Genomic DNA, 21,535 nt, shown 5'->3' on the forward strand with positions numbered 1-21,535 from the left:
TCTGATTGTATGTAAATAACCTTCTACACACTCTTGATTATTAACAACACAGGCGTAATCACATATATGGATAGAACGAATCACACACGACAAAAAACCCGGACTCATGTCCGGGTTACATTTCAGCTAAAACAAACCACCTTGCTCTAGTTGATGAAAGTGGAATTAGTCTTCAACGACAACCTTTTCCATTACGTCACCATTTTTCATTGCTTTAACAGCTGGCATACCAGAAGTTACTTTACCAAACACAGTATGAACACCGTTAAGATGCGGCTGAGGTTCATGTACGATGAAGAACTGACTTCCACCAGTGTCTTTACCAGCATGCGCCATAGAAAGTGACCCTTCTTCGTGTTTGTGAGGATTGCCTTCTGTTTCACACTTAATTGTATAACCGGGGCCGCCTGTACCTGTTCCTGAAGGGCACCCACCTTGAGAAACGAATCCAGGAATCACACGGTGGAAAGTTAACCCGTTATAAAAGCCCTCGTTAATCAACTTTTTGAAGTTTTCTACTGTACCTGGTGCTTCATTAGGGTATAATTCAAATTCAAGTTTTTCTCCATTTTGTAGCTGTATGTATCCTTTTTCAGACATGTATAACACTCCTTTATATTTCAAAATCTTTTCTATCATAACATTTTTTTATGTAAGAATAAAATCTGAAGGTTAATTAATTTAAATGAAGCATTTATTATGTACCAAATAAGCTTAAGAATAGTAATAAAAGAAATATGATCGATGCATAAAATGAGACATGGAGAAAAAAAGTAGTGAGGTTGAATTTTATTTCTTCAGTGTTAAAAGTTTGTCTTTTCGTCCGTTTTTGCATATCATCACCATCCTTATGTAGATGTTAATAATATTCGTTATTCATGTGACAAAATCCTCCAACTTTAAGCAAAATAAATAGCCCTTCGTTTGTATGAAGTGCCATTTATTCAGCTTGTCTTTGCTGAAGTTGTTGAGTTAAATGACGATCAATGATACTATCTAACTTTTGTAGACTTTGTCTTGCTCTGTCAGCAGTAATGGTCCGATAATGATGGGCTCCTCCTGGTTCTTCATCCTTTTCATCTGCTCTTTTAACAATGGATTGTAAGGCCGTACGATCCACTTCTCCACCTGGTAAAAAAGAATCAGTATGAAATAATATTGCAAGTGAGACTTGTTTGGCTCTAATCGGATTTTCACCTAAGCGAATCAGTAATTTATGGGCTCTTTCCGCTCCTTTGATCGCATGAATATCGTTTTTACGATATAATTCATAGTCCCATTTACCATTTTGATTATACCAAGTGTAATGACCGATATCGTGTAAAAACCCTGCTTTTGCAGCTAAGTCGACATCCACATTTTCGATCTTTGCTAATTTCACTGCGTGATAAGCAACCGCTACAGCATGGGCAAGACCTGATCTTGTGACATATTTTTTGGCAATATGATGATCAAAAATATTTGTTAATGTAACATCTCTCATAAAAAATAACCTCCTCTTTTTATCCTTTACCATATTTATGCCCCTCTAAACAAACGTTGGCTTATAAAGTTATCATATACATTATTATTGTCGAAAGTGTTAGGGCATATTATGTGGAAATTGATATTTTAACTATACATTTTACTTATTTTCTCTTAAAATTGCTAGTGTTTTGTTTGATTATCTAACAAAAATGTTTGTGAGCAATGTCTCTACCACCTCATAAATAAAACATCCTTGACTAATCGTAAGAAAGAGACTGAGACAAAACTAAATGACCTAACCTTAAAAACGAACAATTACCAATGATGATCTATAAAAATCAGTTGCAAAAAAACCTGTTCCATTGCACTATTCTTTTTATATAAGGGTAAAAACACACAAAAAAACCGAATGATTAGTTGTGTATTTTCCTAATCACTCGGATCAATCCTTAGCTTGAATACATATGTCCCAGCTACTTCCTTCTTAATTTACATATTCATTCCATTTATCGCGCAAGTATCTCGCGAAATCTTTTCCGTCTTCAATGCTTTCTTTCATAAATTCTTTCCAAACGGGTAGTTCTTCTTTTAGTTTTTCCCCTAGTTTGTCAGATTGTTCTTTAATGGTTGTTTCCATTTTCTCTTTTGCTTTGTTAAAAGTTTCGCCCGTGCTGTTGTTCACTTCTTTAGGTTCAATAGCGCCTTCCATTACCGCTTTAAAAATCGGTACAACATTTGTCGAGGTGCTTCCTGATAAGTAATGTTCTCGGTCCGTTTTATCATACCCCAACCACACTGCGCCAACGATTTCATCTGTATAACCAACAAACCATTGATCTTTTGTTCCATTTAAATCAGCATATGGCAATTGAGTCGAACCTGTTTTCCCAGCAAGTGACACACCTTCTATTTTGGCACCTGCACCGGTTCCATTTTCAATGACGTCTTCAAGCATTGTATCCATTTTTTTTGCGACTGATTTTGATGTGACCTTTGTAGCTTTATCATCATGGGCAACAATCTCATTACCTGTTGGACCAACAATTTTCGTAATAAAATGAGCATCATACCGCTTCCCTTCATTTGGGAAAGTAGAATAAGCTTCTGCTAGTGTTAAAGGAGAAATCCCTTTATGCATTCCACCTAAAGCAATACCTAAATACTCATCTTCCTTTTCATAAGGAATGCCAAATCGCTGCAAGGAATCTAACCCTTTTGTTAATCCAATTTGATCTAGTAACCAGACAGCGGGTGCATTGATAGATTCAGCAACAGCTTTTGTCATCTCTACTTCACCAAGGTATTGATCGTTCACATTTGTTGGTGTGTAGTCCCCATAAGTGACTTTTTCATCTTGTAACATTGAATCTGGCTCATAACCTTCTTCAAGCGCAGGGGTGTAGGCAGCAAGTGGCTTTAAGGTTGACCCTGGTTGTGCCTTTATATGTGTGGCACGGTTAAATCCTCTAAAAACATGTTCGCCTCGTCCACCAACCACTGCACGGACGCCACCAGTTTGCGGATCGAGTAGAACAGCTCCACTTTGAACAAGAGTACTTCCATTACCATTCGGGAATAGAGAGTCATTATGATAAGTCACTTCTAAATTTGATTGGATGTTTTGGTCCATTTGTGTGTATATTTTATATCCTCTTGTAAAAATTTCCTCTTGAGTTAGACCATAACGGTTGATTGCTTCATCTAATACCGCATCTACATAGTAAGGGTATTGTCTCTCGAATGTATTTTTTTCCCCTTCTTTTAAGACAATCTCTTCGGCAACAGCTTTTTCGTACTCAGCAGTAGTAATCATGTTCAGTTCCTGCATTTTAGCTAATACAATATTTCTTCTTTTCATTGCGCCTTCATAGTTTTTATAAGGGTCCAGATAAGAAGGTGATTGCAATAAACCTGCAAGCATGGCTGATTCACTTATTGTTAACTCGCCAACATTTTTACTAAAATATTGGTTGGCGGCACTGTCAATTCCCCAGGCACCACTACCAAAATAAACTTGATTTAAGTACATCTGCAGTATATCTTCTTTTTCATATTCTTTTTCAATTTCAACTGCAAGGAATAGTTCTTCTATTTTTCGGCGGTATGTCTGTTCGGATGTTAGTAGTGCATTCTTAGCTAATTGCTGTGTGACTGTACTACCTCCACCTGTGATTCTACCAGCAAATAGATTGCTTACAAACGCCCTTGTCATTCCTTTTAAATCAAAGCCATTATGTTGATAAAAGCGTTCATCCTCTATGGCAACAACCGCATTTGGTAAATGTTCTGGTAAATCTTCAAATGTTACTCCTTCGCTACGATTTGTGGCAAAGCTTGACGCTTCATCCCCATCCTTATCATATATGATAGTAGATTGCTTTAACCCTTCTTGTAATGTAGAAACATTGGCATTTACGGCAAGAAAAGCAAAAAATAGAATCGCAAGTAAAATAAAAGTCAATCCTAATAATAATCCAATTTGCGTTAAATGATATTTTTTCCAAAACTTCTTTATCCATTGCCATAAAGTTTTTAATCTGGCTTTTAGTTGAGCTTTCATTGTTTTACTCCTTCATATAAATGCAATAGTGAAAAGTTTTTATTTCCTCTCCTCTATTAAATAGAACGTAATAAATGAAAATAAGTTTCACTTTTATATTATTCTTCTACCAACCATTAGATTTAACCCAGTTGACTAATGTATTTGATATGATTCTCGCACTGACATAAGGGGGTAATAGATTAGTCATTGCTTCAAAAGGAGCTCCAAGCCATAAAATATCATCATCAATCAAAATAAAAGCAAAGCACGGATGACCTTTCATCTGATTAGCCGAAGGAAGCTCAGATAAATGAGACTCGCTACAAATCGTAAGTAAATTCCTTTTCATAAGTGATTGAAATACCTCTATATAAGGGGACCCAACACTAAATATTTTCGGCAATCCAACGATTACTTGCTTCTTAGCATGATGTAGATCATATAGGAGGCGTTCACGCTTTTTAGCATAATGCCAAGACAATTTCGGATGAGAATGATTCATCCATTGCCCTATTTCAGCGGGGCCAATCACATGTCCTTCGCTCGTTTGATGTTGCCATAATTTTTTCCATATTTTCTTACTTGATACATGCTGCCTTATAAACGTATCATTTGCTATATGGATAAACTTTCCTTTTGTACGTGTGAGAGCAACATTCAATAATCGTTCACTATTTTGACCGGTTAATAACATACCTGGTCTTGTTTCCGGATCCCCATCGACTGTATCAAATATCATCATATCCTGCTCACTCCCTTGAAAGCGATGGACAGTCGCTGACACAATTTGCGCAGCCATTTTCTCTTTCTCATAGACTTCATCTAAGAACTGTGTCATTAATATTGCTTGTGCCCTATAAGGGGTGACATAGCCTATTGAGCGATTACCCGCCTTATAAGCTTCATGAATGAGTTGAAAAGAGAGCAATAATTGCCAGAGATTCACGCGTGAATGCGTTGATTTTTCCTTTATGCAATAGGCACCTGTACTTGATGTATCTAACAATATAGAAGCACGTTGAGGAAATGGATGACTTTCTACAATGTTCTCTCTCGTTTGATAGACAGATGGATGATCGATAACGAGGGATTGATAAATATATTCATTCGTGAATTTCGATATATCTGGGTGCATTCTTCTTTGTTCATTTAATAAGAACAACTGCGGATGAAGTTTCCCTTTCTTCTCTTGACTTACGACACCGGCATGATGGAAAATATCTTCTTGCAACCATTTTTTTACTAAAGGATGCTTTGCTGAAGCTATTGGCGGTAGCTGTTTAAAATCTCCACAAATAATTGTCCGTTTTCCTAGAGAAGTCGCCAGGGCAATTTGAGGGATATATGCCATACTTGCTTCATCTAAAATGATATAGTCGAATTCATCTTCATAGATTAGGGTATCAGTAGCCATTTTCGCCAAAGTTGTGCCAATGATTCTTGATTGCTTTACTAGCGTATTTTCTTTTTTCTTTAGTTTTTCCTGTAATGTATGAAGCTTTTTTTCTATTTCAACTAATTGCCTACTATCACGTTGGCTAAAGGAAGAGGATAGATCTAATTTTAATCCTGCTCTTTCCTCCATTAATTGATTTTTCTCTTCTATTAAATCACCATCGCTCATGTTCAATAAGCCAGTCGCTGTAATTGAAGCAAACTGCTTCATGAATTCATCTGACTGTCTGCCATACCTTAATAGATCACCAAGATTATATTTATCCTTTTTCAAAAGAAACTGATAAACTTCTGCCATAAGTACATCCACTGCTTGATTACTATGTGCGACAATTAATATCCGCTTCTTTTTTAAATATTGATTTGCAGCTACTCTTGCTAACGTATAGGTTTTACCGGTTCCAGGAGGTCCCCAAATATAAGTCATTGGATTATACTTCGATCGTAGGACTAACTCATGTAATGATGATTTAATTTTATCTTGCGGATGTTTTACCTCAGTTGAGGGATTCATTAGATGCTTTATTCTTACTCTTTTTTTCTTTTGATCCTTTATTTCCGCTAGCCTCTGATAGAGTTGATCTAATAACTCCCACGGGTCATGCTGCAAATGGGCTTCATGAATCTCTTCACCGAAATAATCTTCTATCGTTACAATAATATTTTTTCCTTCTACAGATACCATACGGCCCTTTGACCTTCTTTCTCCCCAAAGAACGGTAATGGTTGAACCAATTGGAATTGATAAAGGAAAATGGACTTCAAAGTAATAGCTATAGCCCTCTTTTGCATCTAATTTTCTTCCAGCAAAAATATGAAAACTCTTACTACCATATTGTTTTAAATGACTGATTTCTGCTGCAATCGCTTTTTGCCACTCTTTTATATAAACTTTTGTTGATACCATTTGCTCATACTTCCTTTGTTTTCATTCATAAATATTTACTATACCATATTTACAAACAAGTAGACTCTGCTTGAAATAAAAAAGGTAATTAGCCTTCAGCACCATCCTCAGTACAAAATGATCTAATCTCGCTACATCCCTTTGGTAAATCACCTTTTAGTAACCACGTTTCAACGATATAAGTAAATAAGTCAGGTTTTTCCATAGGAAATCCATGGCATGTAAAAATACAATTAAAGAAGCACCCTTATCACCGTATTCTGTATACTTCAAAGCCACTAATTTCACCTATCTTCCTTTCTTTTTCTAATCGGCTTTCAATATTAGGATTTTTCATATTTAGTTACTTATTTTAGAACGTCCTTGTCGTAAAGAATGACTCTCTGCAATCATGAATGAACCAGAGATAAATGAAAGAGGCTCAATCATTTTTAAAATGATTGAGCCTATCTTCCTTATACTTCTAAGCCATAGTTTTTACATAATGCTGCTAGTCCACCTGAGAAGCCACTACCAATGGCATTGAATTTCCATTCGTTATTGTGGCGATAAAGCTCACATACAACAACAGCTGTTTCAATGGAAAAATCTTCTCCTAAATCATAACGTAGAAGTTCTTCATTTGTTTCTTCATTTACTAAACGGACAAACGCATTGGAAACTTGTCCGAAATTTTGCTTTCTTAACTCTGCATCATGAATGGTAACAGCAATTCCGATACGATCAACAGTTGAAGGGATTTTTGAAAATTCGACAATTAATTGTTCATCATCTCCATCTCCTTCACCAGTACGATTGTCTCCTGTATGAATGACCGAACCTGATGGATGTTCCAACTGATTGTAGAAAATAAAATCTTGATCTTGCTGGCAACGGTTTTGATGATCTGCTAAAAATGCAGAAGCATCTAGGTCAAAGGATTCCCCGCCATTATACTTATTTGTATCCCAACCGAGACCGATCACTGCCCTCGTTAACCCCGGGTTTGTTTTCGTTAAATCGATTCTTTGTCCTTTTGATAATTGAATAGCCAAAGAGACTCCCCCTTTTATCGCGTTAAGATTATCCTACTTGTAAGCCGTAATCAGTTGCAATTCTTGCCAAACCACCTTGATAGCCTGAACCAATCGCAGAGAATTTCCATTCGCCATTATGACGGTATAACTCCCCAACAATTACAGCTGTTTCAATAGAGAAGTCTTCTCCCAAATCATAACGAATCAATTCTTCATTGTTTTCTTCATTTAAGATACGAACATAAGAATTAGATACTTGTCCGAAATTTTGCCCTCTTCCCTCTGCATCATGAATCGTAATTACAAACGAAATTTTTGCAATAGTAGCAGGTACATTGGATAAGTCAACTTCTACACTTTCGTCATCACCATCACCCACACCCGTGCGATTATCCCCTGCATGTACAACTGACCCATTTCCACCTTCTAATTGATTGTAGAAAATAAAGTCTTTATCCGAAGAACATTTTCCAGATTCATCTAATAAAAACACACTAGTATCTAAGTCAAAATCTTGGCCGCCATCATACTTATTTGTATCCCAACCAAGACCGATAACGACTTTAGATAGCCCTGGATTTGTTTTGGTTAAATCAATTTTTTGTCCTTTTGATAATGAAATTGCCACTTTTCATCTCTCCCTTTTCATTGAAAATTGTAAATATGTATACATTTAGTTTAAACGTTTATTAGAAAAACGTAAACTGATATACCCTCGCTTTTCTACTTAAAAAAGCAAGTGAAAAAAAACTATTCAATTAGCATGGTTTCTTATGCTTATGGAAAATGAAGTTCTTTCATTTCTGACTCTCATTTTCTTTTGCATCCTGTCTATAGTACATACGTAAACGCCTGATAAATAGTTTCAAAAATTTTTCGTTTAATAGGTGAGTGCCTATTATTGCCACAGTTTAACAACGACACTCATATGCTATAAAAACAGATCTGAAGGGAGGTTTATATTCTGTCTAAACAAGAGCAAGTAACACCATCATTGTTTCTTAAAGAAAAAATCACTAGTAATCAAGATGTTTTTAGAAAAAATTATCTATCTGACCTTTTAGAAGAACAATCACAGCTTAATCATAAAGTATCAAAACAGCATCGCGATTTACAACATCAGTTAGAGGAGACGTATGAAGATTTAATGAGCTATGCTAAAGATGAGAGTATACGCCACGAAAAAAATATGCAGCAATACAATGAGGACTGGACTGCACTTCAATCAGCCTACCAAGCTCAAGAGCAAAATCAACTCGAAATGAATGGTTATCTTCAACAAATTGAAAATAAAAACGAAGAATTACTAATTCAACTAAGAACTAGTCAGTCTTCATATGAAACTCTATTAGCACAATCATCTATTCAGGAAACAGCTATCTTAGAACTTTCACGAAAATTAGATAACCTTGAGAAGCCGACTGAAAAAATCCTAGAGGAATTAACAGTCATTACCGATGATCAAGCTGCTATTAAAGACAAAATGGAAACACAAGATATCTATCATCAATCTGTTATGGAAAAACTCGAATCTCAAGATGCACTTAATGAGAAATTATCAAGACAAATCGATCATTTAAAATCGATTATTTTTGAAAGAACAGCTTACCTTACAGAAAACTTTAAGTCACTCATTTCTCCTGTAAAAAGTTTTTTTGTTCATCATGAGGAGAAAAACAAAAATAAATAAGACCGGTTTTATATTTTTTCTTGCGCGGTTTTGGTTTATTTTAATTGCCTGGTCGCGCATTTATTTGCCCGTTGCACTCATCCTTATTTTCAAGAAATTTCACGATATAGATTTCTTCGTGTTCTTAGTTAATTAACGAATCTAGTGAGATGAATGTTGTTTTCAGCTCCACTATTAAGTTAAATCGCTATAATAATCATCACCTTCTTTTTCTCATTTTCCCTTTTAATAATGAAAAGTTCATTCAATTCGATATTGTTTATGTCAGACTTTAAGGCAGGTATGTCAAAGATCAATAAGCAGAACCTGGGTCTATAAAAAATTTTTAGGGGTAGTTAAAGTAATAGAATTGTAGTGAATAGAGGATATATACTCCTAAAATCATAGCAAAAATAACAAGGCATAAGTATATTGTCCAAGATGGATGGGTAAAAATGGGTTGTGTCACGTTCAAAGAAAAAATTATAATGAAACCTTGAATACGAAATAGCAGAGTTCACAACTCTTTCTTTCAGTCTAAGAGACCCATAGAGCAAAAAAATCCGAACACATAAACCTTTATAGGTTTGAAATGTGTTCGGACTTGTCAGCTAACTATCATACTAGTTTAACCATTTTCTATTTAACAATTAATCTAAGATTGTCACTTTTACTGTTTGTCTACCATAATTAATGGCATCCTCTTTATTTGGAATAAAGATATCAATTTTATTTCCTTTAATTGCACCGCCAGTATCTCCTGCGATTGCTTCACCATAACCTTCTACATATACTTTTGTGCCAAGTGGAATAACATTTGGATCAACTGAAATGACCTTCGCATCTGGATTCTCTTTTAAGTTAATACCAGTTGCAGTTACACCAGAACAACCCTCACAAGATGCTGTATATGCAGTTGCTTCCATTGTAATTTCTTTTGTTCCTTCTTCTGAAGGGGTGTTGTTTGTATTTTTCTCTTCCTTAGGTGCATCTACAGCCTCTGCAGGTTCTTCTTTTGCCTGTTCTTTGTTCGTCTCTTGATTCACCGCTGGTTTTTCTTCTTTAGTTGGTGTAGATTCGGTATTTTCTACCGGAGTATGTACCGGGCTTTCTTTTACGATACTACTCGGTGCACCGGGATATACAACAAGCTCTTGGTCAGGGTGTATCACTTCTGAACTTAAATTGTTCCAGTTTTTTAATGAATCAACCTTCACATCAAGTTCTTTTGCAATGCCCCAAAGCGTGTCGCCTTTATTTACTTTATATTTTTCTTCCTCATATACGTTTAACACATCTTCAATATAAATTGTATTTGAAGATAAGTTATTCCACTCTTTAACCTGTTCAACTGTCGTATTGTATTTTTGTGAGATGCTCCATATTGTATCTCCTTTTTTGACAGTTACTTCCTCGGCTTGCACGCTTGCTGCAGCTCCTCCTGCAATAGTTGCTACAGCTAAAAATGATAATACTGATTTTTTCATTTCGCATAACCTCCTGTATAGCTTGTATTAGCTAACGGTGATAATCATAACAAAAGTTCGTTACAGGAAAAGAACAGGACAATAATAATCTAATGACTTATATAACAGAAGTTTAACAAAATGAGGGTTGTTGCTTAATAAATGTATTAATAGTAATTCTTCTTCCTTAAAATGAAAATTTTTCTTCCTTTTTATTAAAAAATTCAAAAAATAGGTACACATTTTTATTTTAATCGTGTATACTGTATCATAACAGAAGGAATAATAAAATAATTGTTATATAAAAGGAGATGGAAGAAAATGATGAGTCCAGTAGAATTTTTTCAAACTTTACCTAAGAAGGTATGCCCAGAATGCGGTCAAATAATGGAAGAACAAGCGGAATCCTACTTAATGGAATGTGATCGTTGTCTTTCAAAAAAAGGTGAATAGAACGACAAAAACCGTGCAGTCGATGTAGACTACACGGTTTTTTGTATCCATCTTGCTAAAAATAAAGCGATTAACACAAAGAACTATGCTAATTGCTTTATTTTTAACTGGCGTCAAGTTACATTAAGATTTCTGGGAGATCCCTTACTTCTAAAGTTGTGTCACTACCACATAAAGGGCATTTCAAATCTACAGATACAAAATCTTTTCTCATCCAGCCATTACATGTATTATCTAGACAAGCATATACATCCGTACTTAAAATCACTACTTCAGGTTTTTCATCTTGTGCTTTTTTATTAAAAAACATCGTAATCCCCCTCTAAATTTTATCTTCTACTATTAGTATGGACAACTTAGCTTAGATTAATGAATTTAATTCTGTGTATTTTTTCGTAAGTAACGTAAACTATAGAAAGAGGTGAACATAATGTCATCAAAAGAAAAACGATTTACAGTAGCAGGAACTGATATTAATGAAGTGAAACGACTAAATCAACAGTCTGGTTTATCTTATAATGAAGTAAAAGCATTATTAGCTGCAAAATATTTAAATTCAAAAAATGAGCGTAACTAAAGAAGCTGCCAGTAAGCAGCTTCTTTAATTTAATTCTGTGATTTTTTTCTTGGAATCGCGATGTCAATACCTTCAATAGCATCCCAATTTTCATCAAAATTTTCTAAATCACCATTTAGCAAGGATAGATTCTCATAAAGATTTTTGGATTCACTTAAAGGCATATCCTCATACTCTTTCAAATCTGTTATCCTCCCTTCATGTAATACTATTGTGTTCAAATTTCACTTTTTCATACAGTTCTCAAGCATTTATGTACTATTGCCAATATGATTACATAGAGAGAATTCTTCACAATTCGAATCAATGATCATCGATTTAACAAGCAGTAGAATAACTGTTCACATGATTAATATCATGACTGGTTGATGAATATTACCATGAACACAAGTAGGTTGAAGGATGGAAGAAATAAAGAGATAAACTCGTAGGGAAATTCCAAAAATATAATATAGAAGATTATTCTTAAGTGAATACTTTTTTAGCAAGTTGAAAGTAAATGGTTCCCAAACTGAAGTAGCGAAACTTTCACAATGTAGCATAACAACATTCAAAAAATTAAAAACAGAAGTATTTAAAAATAATAAAGCAGCCATTAAGGCTGCTTCTCAAGATGTTCTAACGTCAATATAACAAACATCTACTATCTTATATTTATCTTTAATTCCCATGTTGACATCCTCATTTGAAGGGTAGCTTTTATTTTTATTGATTTACTTTCGTTACGGAAAACGTATTGCGTTAATGTCGATATTTAAAGCACTTGAAGAGGTTACATTTGTTGCTACTGTATAAGCTATTCTAATATCATATGTTGCAGTTCCAGTGGTAGTAGCAGTATTTACATTGGTTGATGCAACAGGAAATCTTGATGTACCTGCCGAACTTACACTTCTTTGAGCGGAACGCGTATCAAGTAAAGTCCCATTAAGATATAGCCTTATTTGGAAGGTGAAATTAGAATTGGCTGTTGTAATTACATCAACTGATACCGCATAGTCAATTTTAATGTTTTGAGCAACAGTAGTTGGCACATTTAATGTAGCCACTGTCGTTTCAGTTCCAGTAGTTATTAGCGCAATTGGCCCAGCCACTTGTGTAAAAAATAATTGAGATCCAGCTCCTGTGGCTCCCGTTACTCCAGTCGCTCCTGTGATTCCTGTTGATCCTGTGATTCCGGTATCTCCGGTTATTCCCGTCGTTCCAGTTGCTCCTGTTGGACCGGTTACTCCGGTTGCTCCCGTTACTCCGGTCGATCCTGTGGCTCCTGTGATTCCAGTCGATCCTGTGATTCCGGTTGCTCCTGTGATTCCTGTTGCACCGGTTACTCCCGTCGTCCCTGTGGCTCCTGTTATTCCTGTAATTCCGGTTGCTCCTGTAATTCCTGTTGCTCCTGTTATTCCTGTTGTTCCTGTGATTCCTGTTGTTCCTGTGATTCCGGTCGATCCTGTGATTCCGGTCGATCCTGTGATTCCGATGGCTCCCGTTACTCCAGTGGCTCCTGTTGGACCGGTTACTCCCGTCGTCCCTGTTGCTCCTGTGATTCCTGTTGCTCCTGTAATTCCGGTTACTCCTGTGATTCCTGTTGCTCCTGTGATTCCGGTCGATCCTGTGATTCCAATGGCTCCCGTTACTCCAGTGGCTCCTGTTGGACCGGTTACTCCTGTGGTACCTGTTGATCCGATCGATCCTGTTATTCCTGTTGCTCCTGTTATTCCTGTTGCTCCCGTAGCGCCGGTTACTCCTGTGATTCCTGTGACTCCTGTTACTCCTGTTACTCCTGTTACTCCTGTTATTCCGGTCGATCCTGTGATTCCTGTGGCTCCTGTAATTCCTGTTGCTCCTGTGATTCCGGTTGCTCCTGTTATTCCTGTGGCTCCTGTGATTCCGGTTACTCCTGTGATTCCTGTTGCTCCTGTGATTCCTGTTGCTCCTGTGATTCCGGTTGCTACTGTTGTTCCTGTTATTCCGGTTGCTCCCGTTACTCCGGTTGCTCCTGTTATTCCGGTCGATCCTGTAATTCCGGTTGCTCCTGTTATTCCGGTTGCTCCTGTTATTCCTGTTGCTCCTGTGATTCCGGTCGATCCTGTGATTCCGGTCGATCCTGTGATTCCAATGGCTCCCGTTACTCCAGTGGCTCCTGTTGGACCGGTTACTCCCGTCGTCCCTGTTACTCCTGTTATTCCTGTTGCTCCCGTTACACCGGTTGCTCCTGAGATTCCTGTTGTTCCTGTTGCTCCTGTGATTCCTGTTGTTCCTGTGATTCCGGTCGATCCTGTGATTCCGATGGCTCCCGTTACTCCAGTGGCTCCTGTTGGACCGGTTACTCCCGTCGTCCCTGTTGATCCTGTTATTCCTGTTGCTCCCGTAGCGCCGGTTACTCCTGTTGCTCCAGTTGCTCCTGTGACTCCTGTTACTCCTGTTATTCCTGTAATTCCTGTTGCTCCTGTGATTCCGGTTGCTCCTGTTATTCCGGTTGCTCCAGTGATTCCTGTGATTCCGGTGGCTCCCGTTACACCAGTGGCTCCTGTTGGACCGGTTACTCCTGTGGTACCTGTTGATCCGGTCGATCCTGTGATTCCGGTGGCTCCTGTTAATCCAGCCGTTCCGGTTGCTCCCGTTGTTCCAGTTAATCCGGTCGATCCTGTTACTCCAGTCGATCCTGTTGAACCAGTTACTCCGGTGACTCCTGTTGATCCGGTCGATCCTGCGATTCCGGTTGCTCCCGTTACTCCGGTTGCTCCTGTTATTCCGGTTACTCCTGTTGCTCCTGTGACACCTGTGATTCCTGTTATTCCGGTGGCTCCCGTTACACCAGTGGCTCCTGTTGGACCATTGGCTCCTGTTGGACCAGTTACTCCCGTCGTCCCTGTGGCTCCTGTTATTCCAGTGGCTCCTGCGATGCCTGTGGCTCCCGTAGCTCCGGTGACTCCTGTCAATCCAGTCGTTCCTGTTGGACCGGTTACTCCTGTGGTACCTGTTGATCCGGTCGATCCTGTGATTCCAGTTGCTCCTGTTAATCCAGCCGTTCCTGTTGCTCCCGTTGTTCCAGTTAATCCGGTCGATCCTGCGATTCCGGTTGCTCCCGTTACTCCTGCTGTTCCGGTTATTCCTGAAGGACCTGTATTACCTGTGACTCCTGTCGCTCCGGTTAACCCTGTGGCTCCTGCGATTCCTGTGGCTCCGGTTATTCCGGTTCCTCCTGTGGTTCCCGTGGCTCCTGTGACTCCTGTAATTCCGGTCGTTCCCGTATCTCCTGTGATTCCTGTTGCACCTGTAATTCCTGTTGCTCCTGTTACTCCGGTTGCTCCAGTTATTCCTGTTATTCCGGTGGCTCCCGTTACTCCAGTCGCTCCTGTGATTCCTGTTGTTCCAGTTAACCCTGTTATTCCAGTCGTTCCAGTTGCTCCTGTTGGACCGGTTACTCCGGTCGTCCCGGTAGCTCCGGTAGCTCCTGTGACTCCGGTTAATCCAATCGTTCCAGTAGCTCCGGTCACCCCTGTTACTCCGGTTGCCCCTGTATTACCTGCAACTCCTGTAGATCCCGTGGCACCGGTTACTCCGGTCGCCCCGGTGGCTCCTGTAACTCCACTCAAACCTGTAATTCCACTAGCTGTCGCATTAAAACTCTCTGGGCCAACACGCGTTACATCTGAATCAACTGCACCAGTAATATTACGAACAAAGGCAGTATATATTAAAAACCCAGAACCTTTGGGGACATTGTAATCTGAAGCGGAAAATGCGTACTCTTGAGGACCATCCTCGGAGCCATTAAGAACAATAGTCTTGATACCTGTAAAAATAGTATTAGCATTAGGATTAGTCCCTCGAACAATTTTTATTTCTACAAAATTTGTATAAGTACTGGCTGTTGGACTTAATTTTAAAGTAATAATACCGTCAAATTGAACACGAATGTTTGAAGTGGGGATAGCTTCACTAACATTAAGGCCAACTTGTCCCCAAATTTGGTAAGCAGACGAAGTTGGTATGTTTATAGAATTGGCATAGGAAGCATTTTGAGATATTATTCCATCAAAGAATTCTGGCATAGGTTGTCACCTTCCTTTTTATAGAGAATACAAGTGAATTTAATTTAAATTAACTTTCTAATTAATTTATGAAATTTGGAACAAAAGTGGAACGGCACATTTATTGATCTTTGAAAAAACTGAGTTTAAATAAAATGATAAAATTTTGTCGCATTTTAATAAAAAGTACAAGTAATAAATAAAAAAATTCGACATAAAATCTAAAAATAGAATATAAGACCTTTTCCTATATACTCATGAGTATGTTGAAAAGGCATTTCTTGTTGGAATACAAGTGTATTTTCACACGGCTCCAGGATGAATATAATACCTGTTAATCCGCGCATACATATAGATATCAATTCCGATGTTTAACCTTTACATTAGTGCTGTCCGATAAATAGCTTCTTTCTTATATTCATTAAATGTCCATGTCGAATATAGACGGAAAATTATAAATCTTCTTAGTTGATTTATAATTTTAAAAAATGGTACTATATTCATGTAAACGGTTTCTATGCTTAACAATTCCAGCCATGAGAGTACATAGACACTATTTTTAAGGAGGAATTCGATGAGTCAGTTAACTGTAAGTGTGAAAGAAAAGGTGGAGAAATTTTTAAGTGGGAAGAAAAAGCTGTATATTAATGGGGAGTTTGTCGAAAGCAAATCAGGTAAAACATTCGAATCTTATAACCCAGCGACAGGTGAAGTACTCGCCCATGTATATGAAGCTGACAAGGAAGACATTGATTTAGCGGTCAAAGCAGCTCGCGAGGCATTTGATAATGGTAAATGGTCAAAGATCTCTGCTGCACAACGCAGTCGACTTCTCTATAAACTTGCCGACTTAATGGAAGAGAATAGTGAAGAATTAGCACAATTAGAAACCTTAGATAACGGAAAACCTATTAGAGAAACAACAAATGCAGATATCCCACTAGCTGTTGAGCATATGCGTTATTATGCTGGCTGGTCAACAAAAATCGTAGGACAGACGATACCGGTAAGCGGTCCATTCTTTAACTATACAAGACATGAACCTGTGGGAGTAGTAGGACAAATCATCCCATGGAACTTCCCATTGTTAATGGCTATGTGGAAAATCGGTGCAGCACTAGCTAGCGGTTGTACGGTTGTATTAAAGCCAGCTGAGCAAACTCCTCTATCTGCTCTCTATTTAGCAGAACTAGTCGAGGAAGCTGGATTCCCTAAAGGTGTCATTAATATTGTTCCTGGATTTGGTGAAACGGCAGGTAGTCCATTAGTGGATCATCCATTGGTCGACAAAATTGCTTTTACTGGCTCTACTGAAGTCGGTAAATCGATTATGTCCAGTGCTTCTAAAACATTAAAAAGAGTAACGCTGGAGCTTGGCGGTAAATCACCTAATATTATCTTACCTGATGCTGACCTTTCAAAAGCGATTCCAGGGGCCCTAAATGGTGTCATGTTTAACCAAGGTCAAGTGTGCTGTGCCGGTTCTCGTGTGTTTATTCAGAAGAAACAATTTGATAATGTAGTGGCTGATATGGCAAGCCATGCTAAAAATATCAAACAAGGAGCAGGTATACATGCTGACACAGAAATTGGACCACTGGTGTCAACTGAACAACAAAAACGAGTCCTTGGTTATATTGAAAAAGGTGTAAGTGAAGGTGCAGAACTGGTCGTAGGAGGAACGAAACCACAGGATGATGGCTATTTTGTTTCACCAACAATCTTTGCTAATGTGCAAGATGACATGACGATTGCTAAGGAAGAGATATTCGGTCCAGTTATTTCCGCAATGCCATATGAAGATTTGGATGAACTTATTGATCGGGCTAATCGCTCAGAATATGGTTTGGCTGCGGGCGTATGGACACGTGATGTAGCAAATGCTCATTATATTGCAAATAAACTTCGAGCAGGTACCGTTTGGGTTAACTGTTATAATGCTTTTGATGCAGCTTCACCATTTGGTGGCTATAAACAGTCTGGTATCGGTCGTGAAATGGGATCCTATGCTCTTGATAATTATACTGAAGTGAAAAGTGTCTGGATTTCAATGAAATAATATAGAATAAAAAAAGAGTAGCCAAAAAATGGCTACTCTTTTTTTACGCATATGCTAAAATACTGTCTCTTAAGAGTTGAGCAGCCCCTACACCTGCTTTCTCATCGTAATACTGTGTAAATCTCTCATCAGCGATATACATGTCTGCCAAACTTTTATGTGCCTCAGAAGAATAAGTTGACCATGTATATTGTAACCATTTTTTGTGTAACATCACGATTTGCTTCGCATCTTCTTTTTGTTGATTTTTTTGTTGATTGAATTGTTTAAGTCTTTCAATCAATTCGCTCTCAATCTCTTGCATCTCTTTATAGCTTTCCTCAGACATTCCCATCCATGATTGATTTGCCTCTTCTACTGCTTCCTCTCCATATTTTTCACGAATTTCCTCTCCGAACTTGTTTTCGTTTTCCTCTATTCTCTTCTTTTTGAATGCGGCAAATTTTTCTTCGTTACTCATTTCTATCTCTCCTTTATGATAAGCAATCGTATGTTCAACTGCTTCTATTAGGCTGTCAATATGATTCCTCTCTTCAACTAATGCATCATAATGCGTGTGCAGTATGCTTTGTATCGATTGACTTTCAGAAGATAGTATTCTTTGTATGTCAGACAATTTGAAGTTTAATTCCCTATAGAACAAGATTTGTTGCAATCGATCGACTTCAACTGTTGAATAAAATCGATAACCCGCTTCATTGGTTTTTGTAGGCTTAAGTAAATGAATTTCATCATAGTATCTTAAAGTTCGTGTACTTACACCAGACATTTGTGCCATTTGTTTAATTGAATAGAGCATCAACTCACCTCCTAATCACTACAATAAAGGTTTACGTTGCGTAAAGGTCAAGCGTAAATGAAAAAAATTTTTCCATACCACTTTTAATGCAGGATACAAAGCAACAATGTTTTTTATATGCTTTTTTGACCCTTTAAACGACAGTCATCAGATGTTCAACCCCAAATGGCGAGTAACATCCTCCTCCACTAGCGGAAGTTCTCTAGAAAAATTCACAATAAGTGCTTTTAAGAATCCTTTTATATGTACTCAAATCTTTTTATGGGAAAAGGAATTGATGATGCCTGTCAGGTAATATCCCAAAAGTCTAACTAGTTGGGTTTTATGAACAGTTCGGTCTTTTAGTAAAAGTATTGTTAATTTAGCGTATAATTTCTTCCATGACGCGTTTTGGTAGTTCAATCATCCTTTAATATGAGCCTAATTTACTTAGCTTAAAACCCAATTGTATCATTACACCATGTTCTGTTTAAAAAAGAAGATATAGAACTTGAAAATAACCGAAGATAAACTAAAGGGGCTGGGTTATAACTCAATGAACTACCTTAAAACGAACAATAACAAATGATGCCCTATGAACATGAAGATCATTTGTAAAAAAGGTCCATTTCATTGCACTATAGACACTCCTTTCTGACAAAAAATCCGAATGATTAGATGATAAATACGCCTAATCACTCGGATCAATCCTTAGCTAGAATACTTATGTCCCAACCTCTTCAGTTATTTCGTCCTTCTTTCGATCAAATTTACGCCAACGCCCATACAAATCACTCCAATTAATAACATGAGGACTAATGGCATTGTAATCTCAAGCCATCCGGCATCAAAGATGGCTATATCCATTAGGGCTTCAATCGCATGAACGAGTGGAAATAAATCGGCAACGAACGAGAGGACAGGATGACTAATCAGTCCAGGTGGCATGTAAACACCACTGATGACCGGCACAATTGGCATAACGGACGGGAAAATCATATTAAACTGTTCCGGTGTTTTTATAAATCCTGTAAATAACATGGCTAAACTCACCATACTGAGTGTAAAGACAGCAGCGACAGTAAGTATCATGCCAAAGTTATGTCCTAGATCATAGTCCATCACATAATTAAAAATCGCTAATACAATTACAATTTGCATAAACCCAATCATAAAACTGTAAAACAGATGGCCGGCATACATCCCCGTTTTGCTGACAGGAGAGAGAATCATTCGATCCCATACACCACTCACTTTATCGGAAGTTACTGCATTCACTTTAAATCCAATTGTAAACATGGCTAGAAACAGGGTGAAACCAAACAGTAATTGGAGCTGCATATTATATTCAGGCACTTCTCCACCCTCAATGGATTCCGTTTGCATTTGGAATGGAGCCTCTTCCAAATAACCATTCACTTTCTCTCGTGTGGTGTCAACATTCCCTGTTCCAGATGCGGCTTGGAGCTGCGCCTCTTTCGTAAATACAGAATGAACATAGTCTTCCACTAATTGGACCGCCTGAGTATTGGAAGCTGCAATAATCTGATAATCACTTTCTGATAGCCGAATCGCTGCCTCACTTTTTCCATCTTCCACATCTGTCTGCGCCTCTAATTCATCAGTAATCACAAAATCATAATCCTGATTTGCATTCAACAGAGGCTCCCATTTTTCTTCCACTTCTCTACTATTAGGCTCACTGCTAAAAATCGGAACAGTTGTTTCTGTTTGTTCATGCAAATCGGTGAAAATAAACGTAAAAAGTATGCTTCCTATGGTCAATAGAATGACTAACCATGGACTTCTTATGTCCTTCTTGAATTGTGCTTTCATCAATGGAAACATTACGACCTCCCCCTTTCAGGAAACAGGAGTATTCCGAGAGCAAAAAATCCACAGAAAAAAACAAATTGCTTCACCAATGGTACGGCAAAAGAAATCGCATTTCCATTTTGCAGAAATTCCGTAAATAAATCTATCGCTACCCCAGTCGGTGTCCATTGACTCAATTCCTGTACCCAATTCGGGAATTGTTCCAACGAGAAAAAATTTCCGCCTAATGCAGCCAACACCATAACGACCATTGTAAACAGTCCATTCGCTGTATTTATATTACTCATCCTTAACGTCAACGAAGTGAAAATCGCAGATAACCCAGCAATAGTTAATGAGAAAAACGTAACAATAACAATGATGCCTAGCCAAAATTCCGATAATTTTTCGGGGAAGATTCCCAACATCAGATCAGTTGCAATAAACACAAGCATTAACTGAATCCAAGCCAGAAGGAAAGTAGAAATTACCTTTCCCATTAAATACGAAAATGGACTGCTGTTCGTTAATAAAATTCGATTGAAAACACGTTCTCTTTTTTCCGTTGCCGTCTTTACTGCAACTGTTGCAGCAATAAATAGCGCAAAGAGTGAGCTCATCGCAATCGTATAATATTGGGCAAGTTCTATTTCAACAATGTTTTCGCTGATTACGTCTCTTCCTCCTTGCGGTAATACTAGTTCTGTTCCTTCATCTTTTGTCACCGCATCAAGTGCCAATTGAAAATTGAGCGTCTCGATATAATGATCGATTACACTAGCTAAGATATCCGTTTCAAATGAATGCTCTGCTATTTGAAAACGAATAGCTGTATCTGCAGGTTGCCCTAGCATTACCTGACTTAACATATCATGCGTAAATCCTGCTGGAATTTTAATAATGGCTTCTAATTCGCCGTTTTCGACCTGTTTTTTCGCTTCCTCTTCACTCATCTCTATGGTATGAATCCAGGAACTTAATTCAGGATCTTCAAAAAACGATACCATTACCCCACTTGGTGACAATGTTTTAGCCTGGTCCATCATTGCATTTATTTCCATTTCTGCCAAGTTCATTTCCCGTAACGTTTCTTCAAATTGTTTAAATGCGGCAGCTTCATCATCTTCCAGAACCAAACCAGCCCTTACATCCAATTCATCGGTATCATCTATCGATATTCCGGAGAAGGCAACATTCAGAACAATCAAGATCAATATTGGCGCTAATATAGAAATCAAGACTTCTTTACGATCCCGCCAAAAAACCAATAAATCTTTTTTTAAAAATGAAATCATTT

At 37.8% G+C, this 21,535-nt stretch carries 17 protein-coding genes; 4 read left to right on the forward strand and 13 right to left on the reverse strand.

Going from position 1 to position 21,535, the window contains the following annotated elements; genetic code table 11:
* Positions 1–165: 165 nt before the first annotated feature.
* The 6 genes from LCM23_RS08615 to LCM23_RS08640 all read right to left on the reverse strand — a co-directional run bounded on the left by LCM23_RS08615 (position 166) and on the right by LCM23_RS08640 (position 8,015).
* Positions 166–600: a peptidylprolyl isomerase gene (locus LCM23_RS08615; protein WP_224936572.1), complete on the reverse strand. Its 435-nt coding sequence runs from the start codon at positions 598–600 to the stop codon at positions 166–168.
* A 340-nt stretch (positions 601–940) separates the two neighbouring features.
* Positions 941–1,483 carry an HD domain-containing protein gene (locus LCM23_RS08620; protein WP_224936573.1) on the reverse strand — a complete coding sequence of 181 codons (543 nt, stop codon included), beginning with the start codon at positions 1,481–1,483 and terminating at the stop codon, positions 941–943.
* Positions 1,484–1,951: 468 nt separating this feature from the next.
* Positions 1,952–4,027, reverse strand: coding sequence for a transglycosylase domain-containing protein (locus tag LCM23_RS08625; protein WP_224936574.1), 2,076 nt, complete (start codon positions 4,025–4,027; stop codon positions 1,952–1,954).
* Positions 4,028–4,133: 106 nt separating this feature from the next.
* Complete coding sequence (locus LCM23_RS08630) at positions 4,134–6,371, reverse strand: AAA domain-containing protein (RefSeq protein ID WP_224936575.1); 2,238 nt, start codon at positions 6,369–6,371, stop codon at positions 4,134–4,136.
* 455 nt (positions 6,372–6,826) lie between these two features.
* Positions 6,827–7,405 (reverse strand): TerD family protein, encoded by a 579-nt coding sequence (locus LCM23_RS08635; RefSeq protein ID WP_224936576.1) that lies wholly within the window; start codon positions 7,403–7,405, stop codon positions 6,827–6,829.
* Between the two features lie 28 nt (positions 7,406–7,433).
* Positions 7,434–8,015 (reverse strand): TerD family protein, encoded by a 582-nt coding sequence (locus tag LCM23_RS08640; protein WP_224936577.1) that lies wholly within the window; start codon positions 8,013–8,015, stop codon positions 7,434–7,436.
* Between the two features lie 366 nt (positions 8,016–8,381).
* On the opposite strand from LCM23_RS08640, the gene LCM23_RS08645 reads away from it, so the two are divergent.
* Positions 8,382–9,077, forward strand: a complete 696-nt coding sequence (locus LCM23_RS08645) for a hypothetical protein (protein WP_224936578.1) — start codon at positions 8,382–8,384, stop codon at positions 9,075–9,077.
* A 629-nt stretch (positions 9,078–9,706) separates the two neighbouring features.
* On the opposite strand, the gene LCM23_RS08650 is transcribed toward LCM23_RS08645, so the two are convergent.
* Positions 9,707–10,543 carry a LysM peptidoglycan-binding and 3D domain-containing protein gene (locus LCM23_RS08650; protein ID WP_224936579.1) on the reverse strand — a complete coding sequence of 279 codons (837 nt, stop codon included), beginning with the start codon at positions 10,541–10,543 and terminating at the stop codon, positions 9,707–9,709.
* Between the two features lie 300 nt (positions 10,544–10,843).
* Between LCM23_RS08650 and yhfH the strand changes: the two genes are divergently transcribed.
* On the forward strand, positions 10,844–10,975 hold the full coding sequence (gene yhfH / locus LCM23_RS08655; protein WP_224936580.1) for a protein YhfH: 132 nt from the start codon (positions 10,844–10,846) through the stop codon (positions 10,973–10,975).
* Between the two features lie 118 nt (positions 10,976–11,093).
* Here the strand turns inward: yhfH and LCM23_RS08660 are convergent, their stop codons facing one another.
* Positions 11,094–11,285, reverse strand: coding sequence for a cold-inducible protein YdjO-related protein (locus LCM23_RS08660; protein WP_224936581.1), 192 nt, complete (start codon positions 11,283–11,285; stop codon positions 11,094–11,096).
* Between the two features lie 120 nt (positions 11,286–11,405).
* Between LCM23_RS08660 and LCM23_RS08665 the strand changes: the two genes are divergently transcribed.
* On the forward strand, positions 11,406–11,552 hold the full coding sequence (locus LCM23_RS08665; protein WP_224936582.1) for a hypothetical protein: 147 nt from the start codon (positions 11,406–11,408) through the stop codon (positions 11,550–11,552).
* Between the two features lie 29 nt (positions 11,553–11,581).
* On the opposite strand, the gene LCM23_RS08670 is transcribed toward LCM23_RS08665, so the two are convergent.
* Both LCM23_RS08670 and LCM23_RS08675 read right to left on the reverse strand, forming a co-directional pair.
* On the reverse strand, positions 11,582–11,734 hold the full coding sequence (locus LCM23_RS08670) for a hypothetical protein (RefSeq protein WP_224936583.1): 153 nt from the start codon (positions 11,732–11,734) through the stop codon (positions 11,582–11,584).
* A gap of 540 nt (positions 11,735–12,274) precedes the next feature.
* Positions 12,275–15,607, reverse strand: a complete 3,333-nt coding sequence (locus LCM23_RS08675) for a beta strand repeat-containing protein (RefSeq protein WP_224936584.1) — start codon at positions 15,605–15,607, stop codon at positions 12,275–12,277.
* A gap of 553 nt (positions 15,608–16,160) precedes the next feature.
* Here LCM23_RS08675 and LCM23_RS08680 point away from each other — a divergent pair.
* Positions 16,161–17,645 carry an aldehyde dehydrogenase family protein gene (locus LCM23_RS08680; protein WP_224936585.1) on the forward strand — a complete coding sequence of 495 codons (1,485 nt, stop codon included), beginning with the start codon at positions 16,161–16,163 and terminating at the stop codon, positions 17,643–17,645.
* Positions 17,646–17,688: 43 nt separating this feature from the next.
* On the opposite strand, the gene LCM23_RS08685 is transcribed toward LCM23_RS08680, so the two are convergent.
* The 3 genes from LCM23_RS08685 to LCM23_RS08695 form a co-directional block, all read right to left on the reverse strand.
* The gene (locus LCM23_RS08685; RefSeq protein WP_224936586.1) at positions 17,689–18,444 is read right to left on the reverse strand and encodes a MerR family transcriptional regulator; all 756 of its coding nucleotides are present in this window, start codon (positions 18,442–18,444) and stop codon (positions 17,689–17,691) included.
* Between the two features lie 723 nt (positions 18,445–19,167).
* Complete coding sequence (locus LCM23_RS08690) at positions 19,168–20,271, reverse strand: ABC transporter permease (protein WP_224936587.1); 1,104 nt, start codon at positions 20,269–20,271, stop codon at positions 19,168–19,170.
* A complete protein-coding gene (locus tag LCM23_RS08695) occupies positions 20,271–21,533 on the reverse strand; it encodes an ABC transporter permease (RefSeq protein ID WP_224936588.1) in 1,263 nt (420 codons plus the stop codon). The genes LCM23_RS08690 and LCM23_RS08695 overlap by 1 nt, the downstream gene beginning before the upstream one ends.
* Positions 21,534–21,535: the final 2 nt, after the last annotated feature.

This window comes from Cytobacillus kochii (genome assembly GCF_020171845.1).
GTDB classification, from domain to species: Bacteria; Bacillota; Bacilli; order Bacillales; family Cytobacillaceae; genus Cytobacillus; species Cytobacillus kochii.

Coding starts and splice junctions, on each gene's coding strand:
- LCM23_RS08615 (WP_224936572.1), bottom strand. CDS start 600: ATGTCTGAAAAAGGATACATACAGCTACAAAATGGAGAAAAACTTGAA.
- LCM23_RS08620 (WP_224936573.1), bottom strand. CDS start 1,483: ATGAGAGATGTTACATTAACAAATATTTTTGATCATCATATTGCCAAA.
- LCM23_RS08625 (WP_224936574.1), bottom strand. CDS start 4,027: ATGAAAGCTCAACTAAAAGCCAGATTAAAAACTTTATGGCAATGGATA.
- LCM23_RS08630 (WP_224936575.1), bottom strand. CDS start 6,371: ATGGTATCAACAAAAGTTTATATAAAAGAGTGGCAAAAAGCGATTGCA.
- LCM23_RS08650 (WP_224936579.1), bottom strand. CDS start 10,543: ATGAAAAAATCAGTATTATCATTTTTAGCTGTAGCAACTATTGCAGGA.
- yhfH (WP_224936580.1), top strand. CDS start 10,844: ATGATGAGTCCAGTAGAATTTTTTCAAACTTTACCTAAGAAGGTATGC.
- LCM23_RS08660 (WP_224936581.1), bottom strand. CDS start 11,285: ATGTTTTTTAATAAAAAAGCACAAGATGAAAAACCTGAAGTAGTGATT.
- LCM23_RS08665 (WP_224936582.1), top strand. CDS start 11,406: ATGTCATCAAAAGAAAAACGATTTACAGTAGCAGGAACTGATATTAAT.
- LCM23_RS08675 (WP_224936584.1), bottom strand. CDS start 15,607: ATGCCAGAATTCTTTGATGGAATAATATCTCAAAATGCTTCCTATGCC.
- LCM23_RS08680 (WP_224936585.1), top strand. CDS start 16,161: ATGAGTCAGTTAACTGTAAGTGTGAAAGAAAAGGTGGAGAAATTTTTA.
- LCM23_RS08685 (WP_224936586.1), bottom strand. CDS start 18,444: ATGCTCTATTCAATTAAACAAATGGCACAAATGTCTGGTGTAAGTACA.
- LCM23_RS08690 (WP_224936587.1), bottom strand. CDS start 20,271: ATGTTTCCATTGATGAAAGCACAATTCAAGAAGGACATAAGAAGTCCA.
- LCM23_RS08695 (WP_224936588.1), bottom strand. CDS start 21,533: ATGATTTCATTTTTAAAAAAAGATTTATTGGTTTTTTGGCGGGATCGT.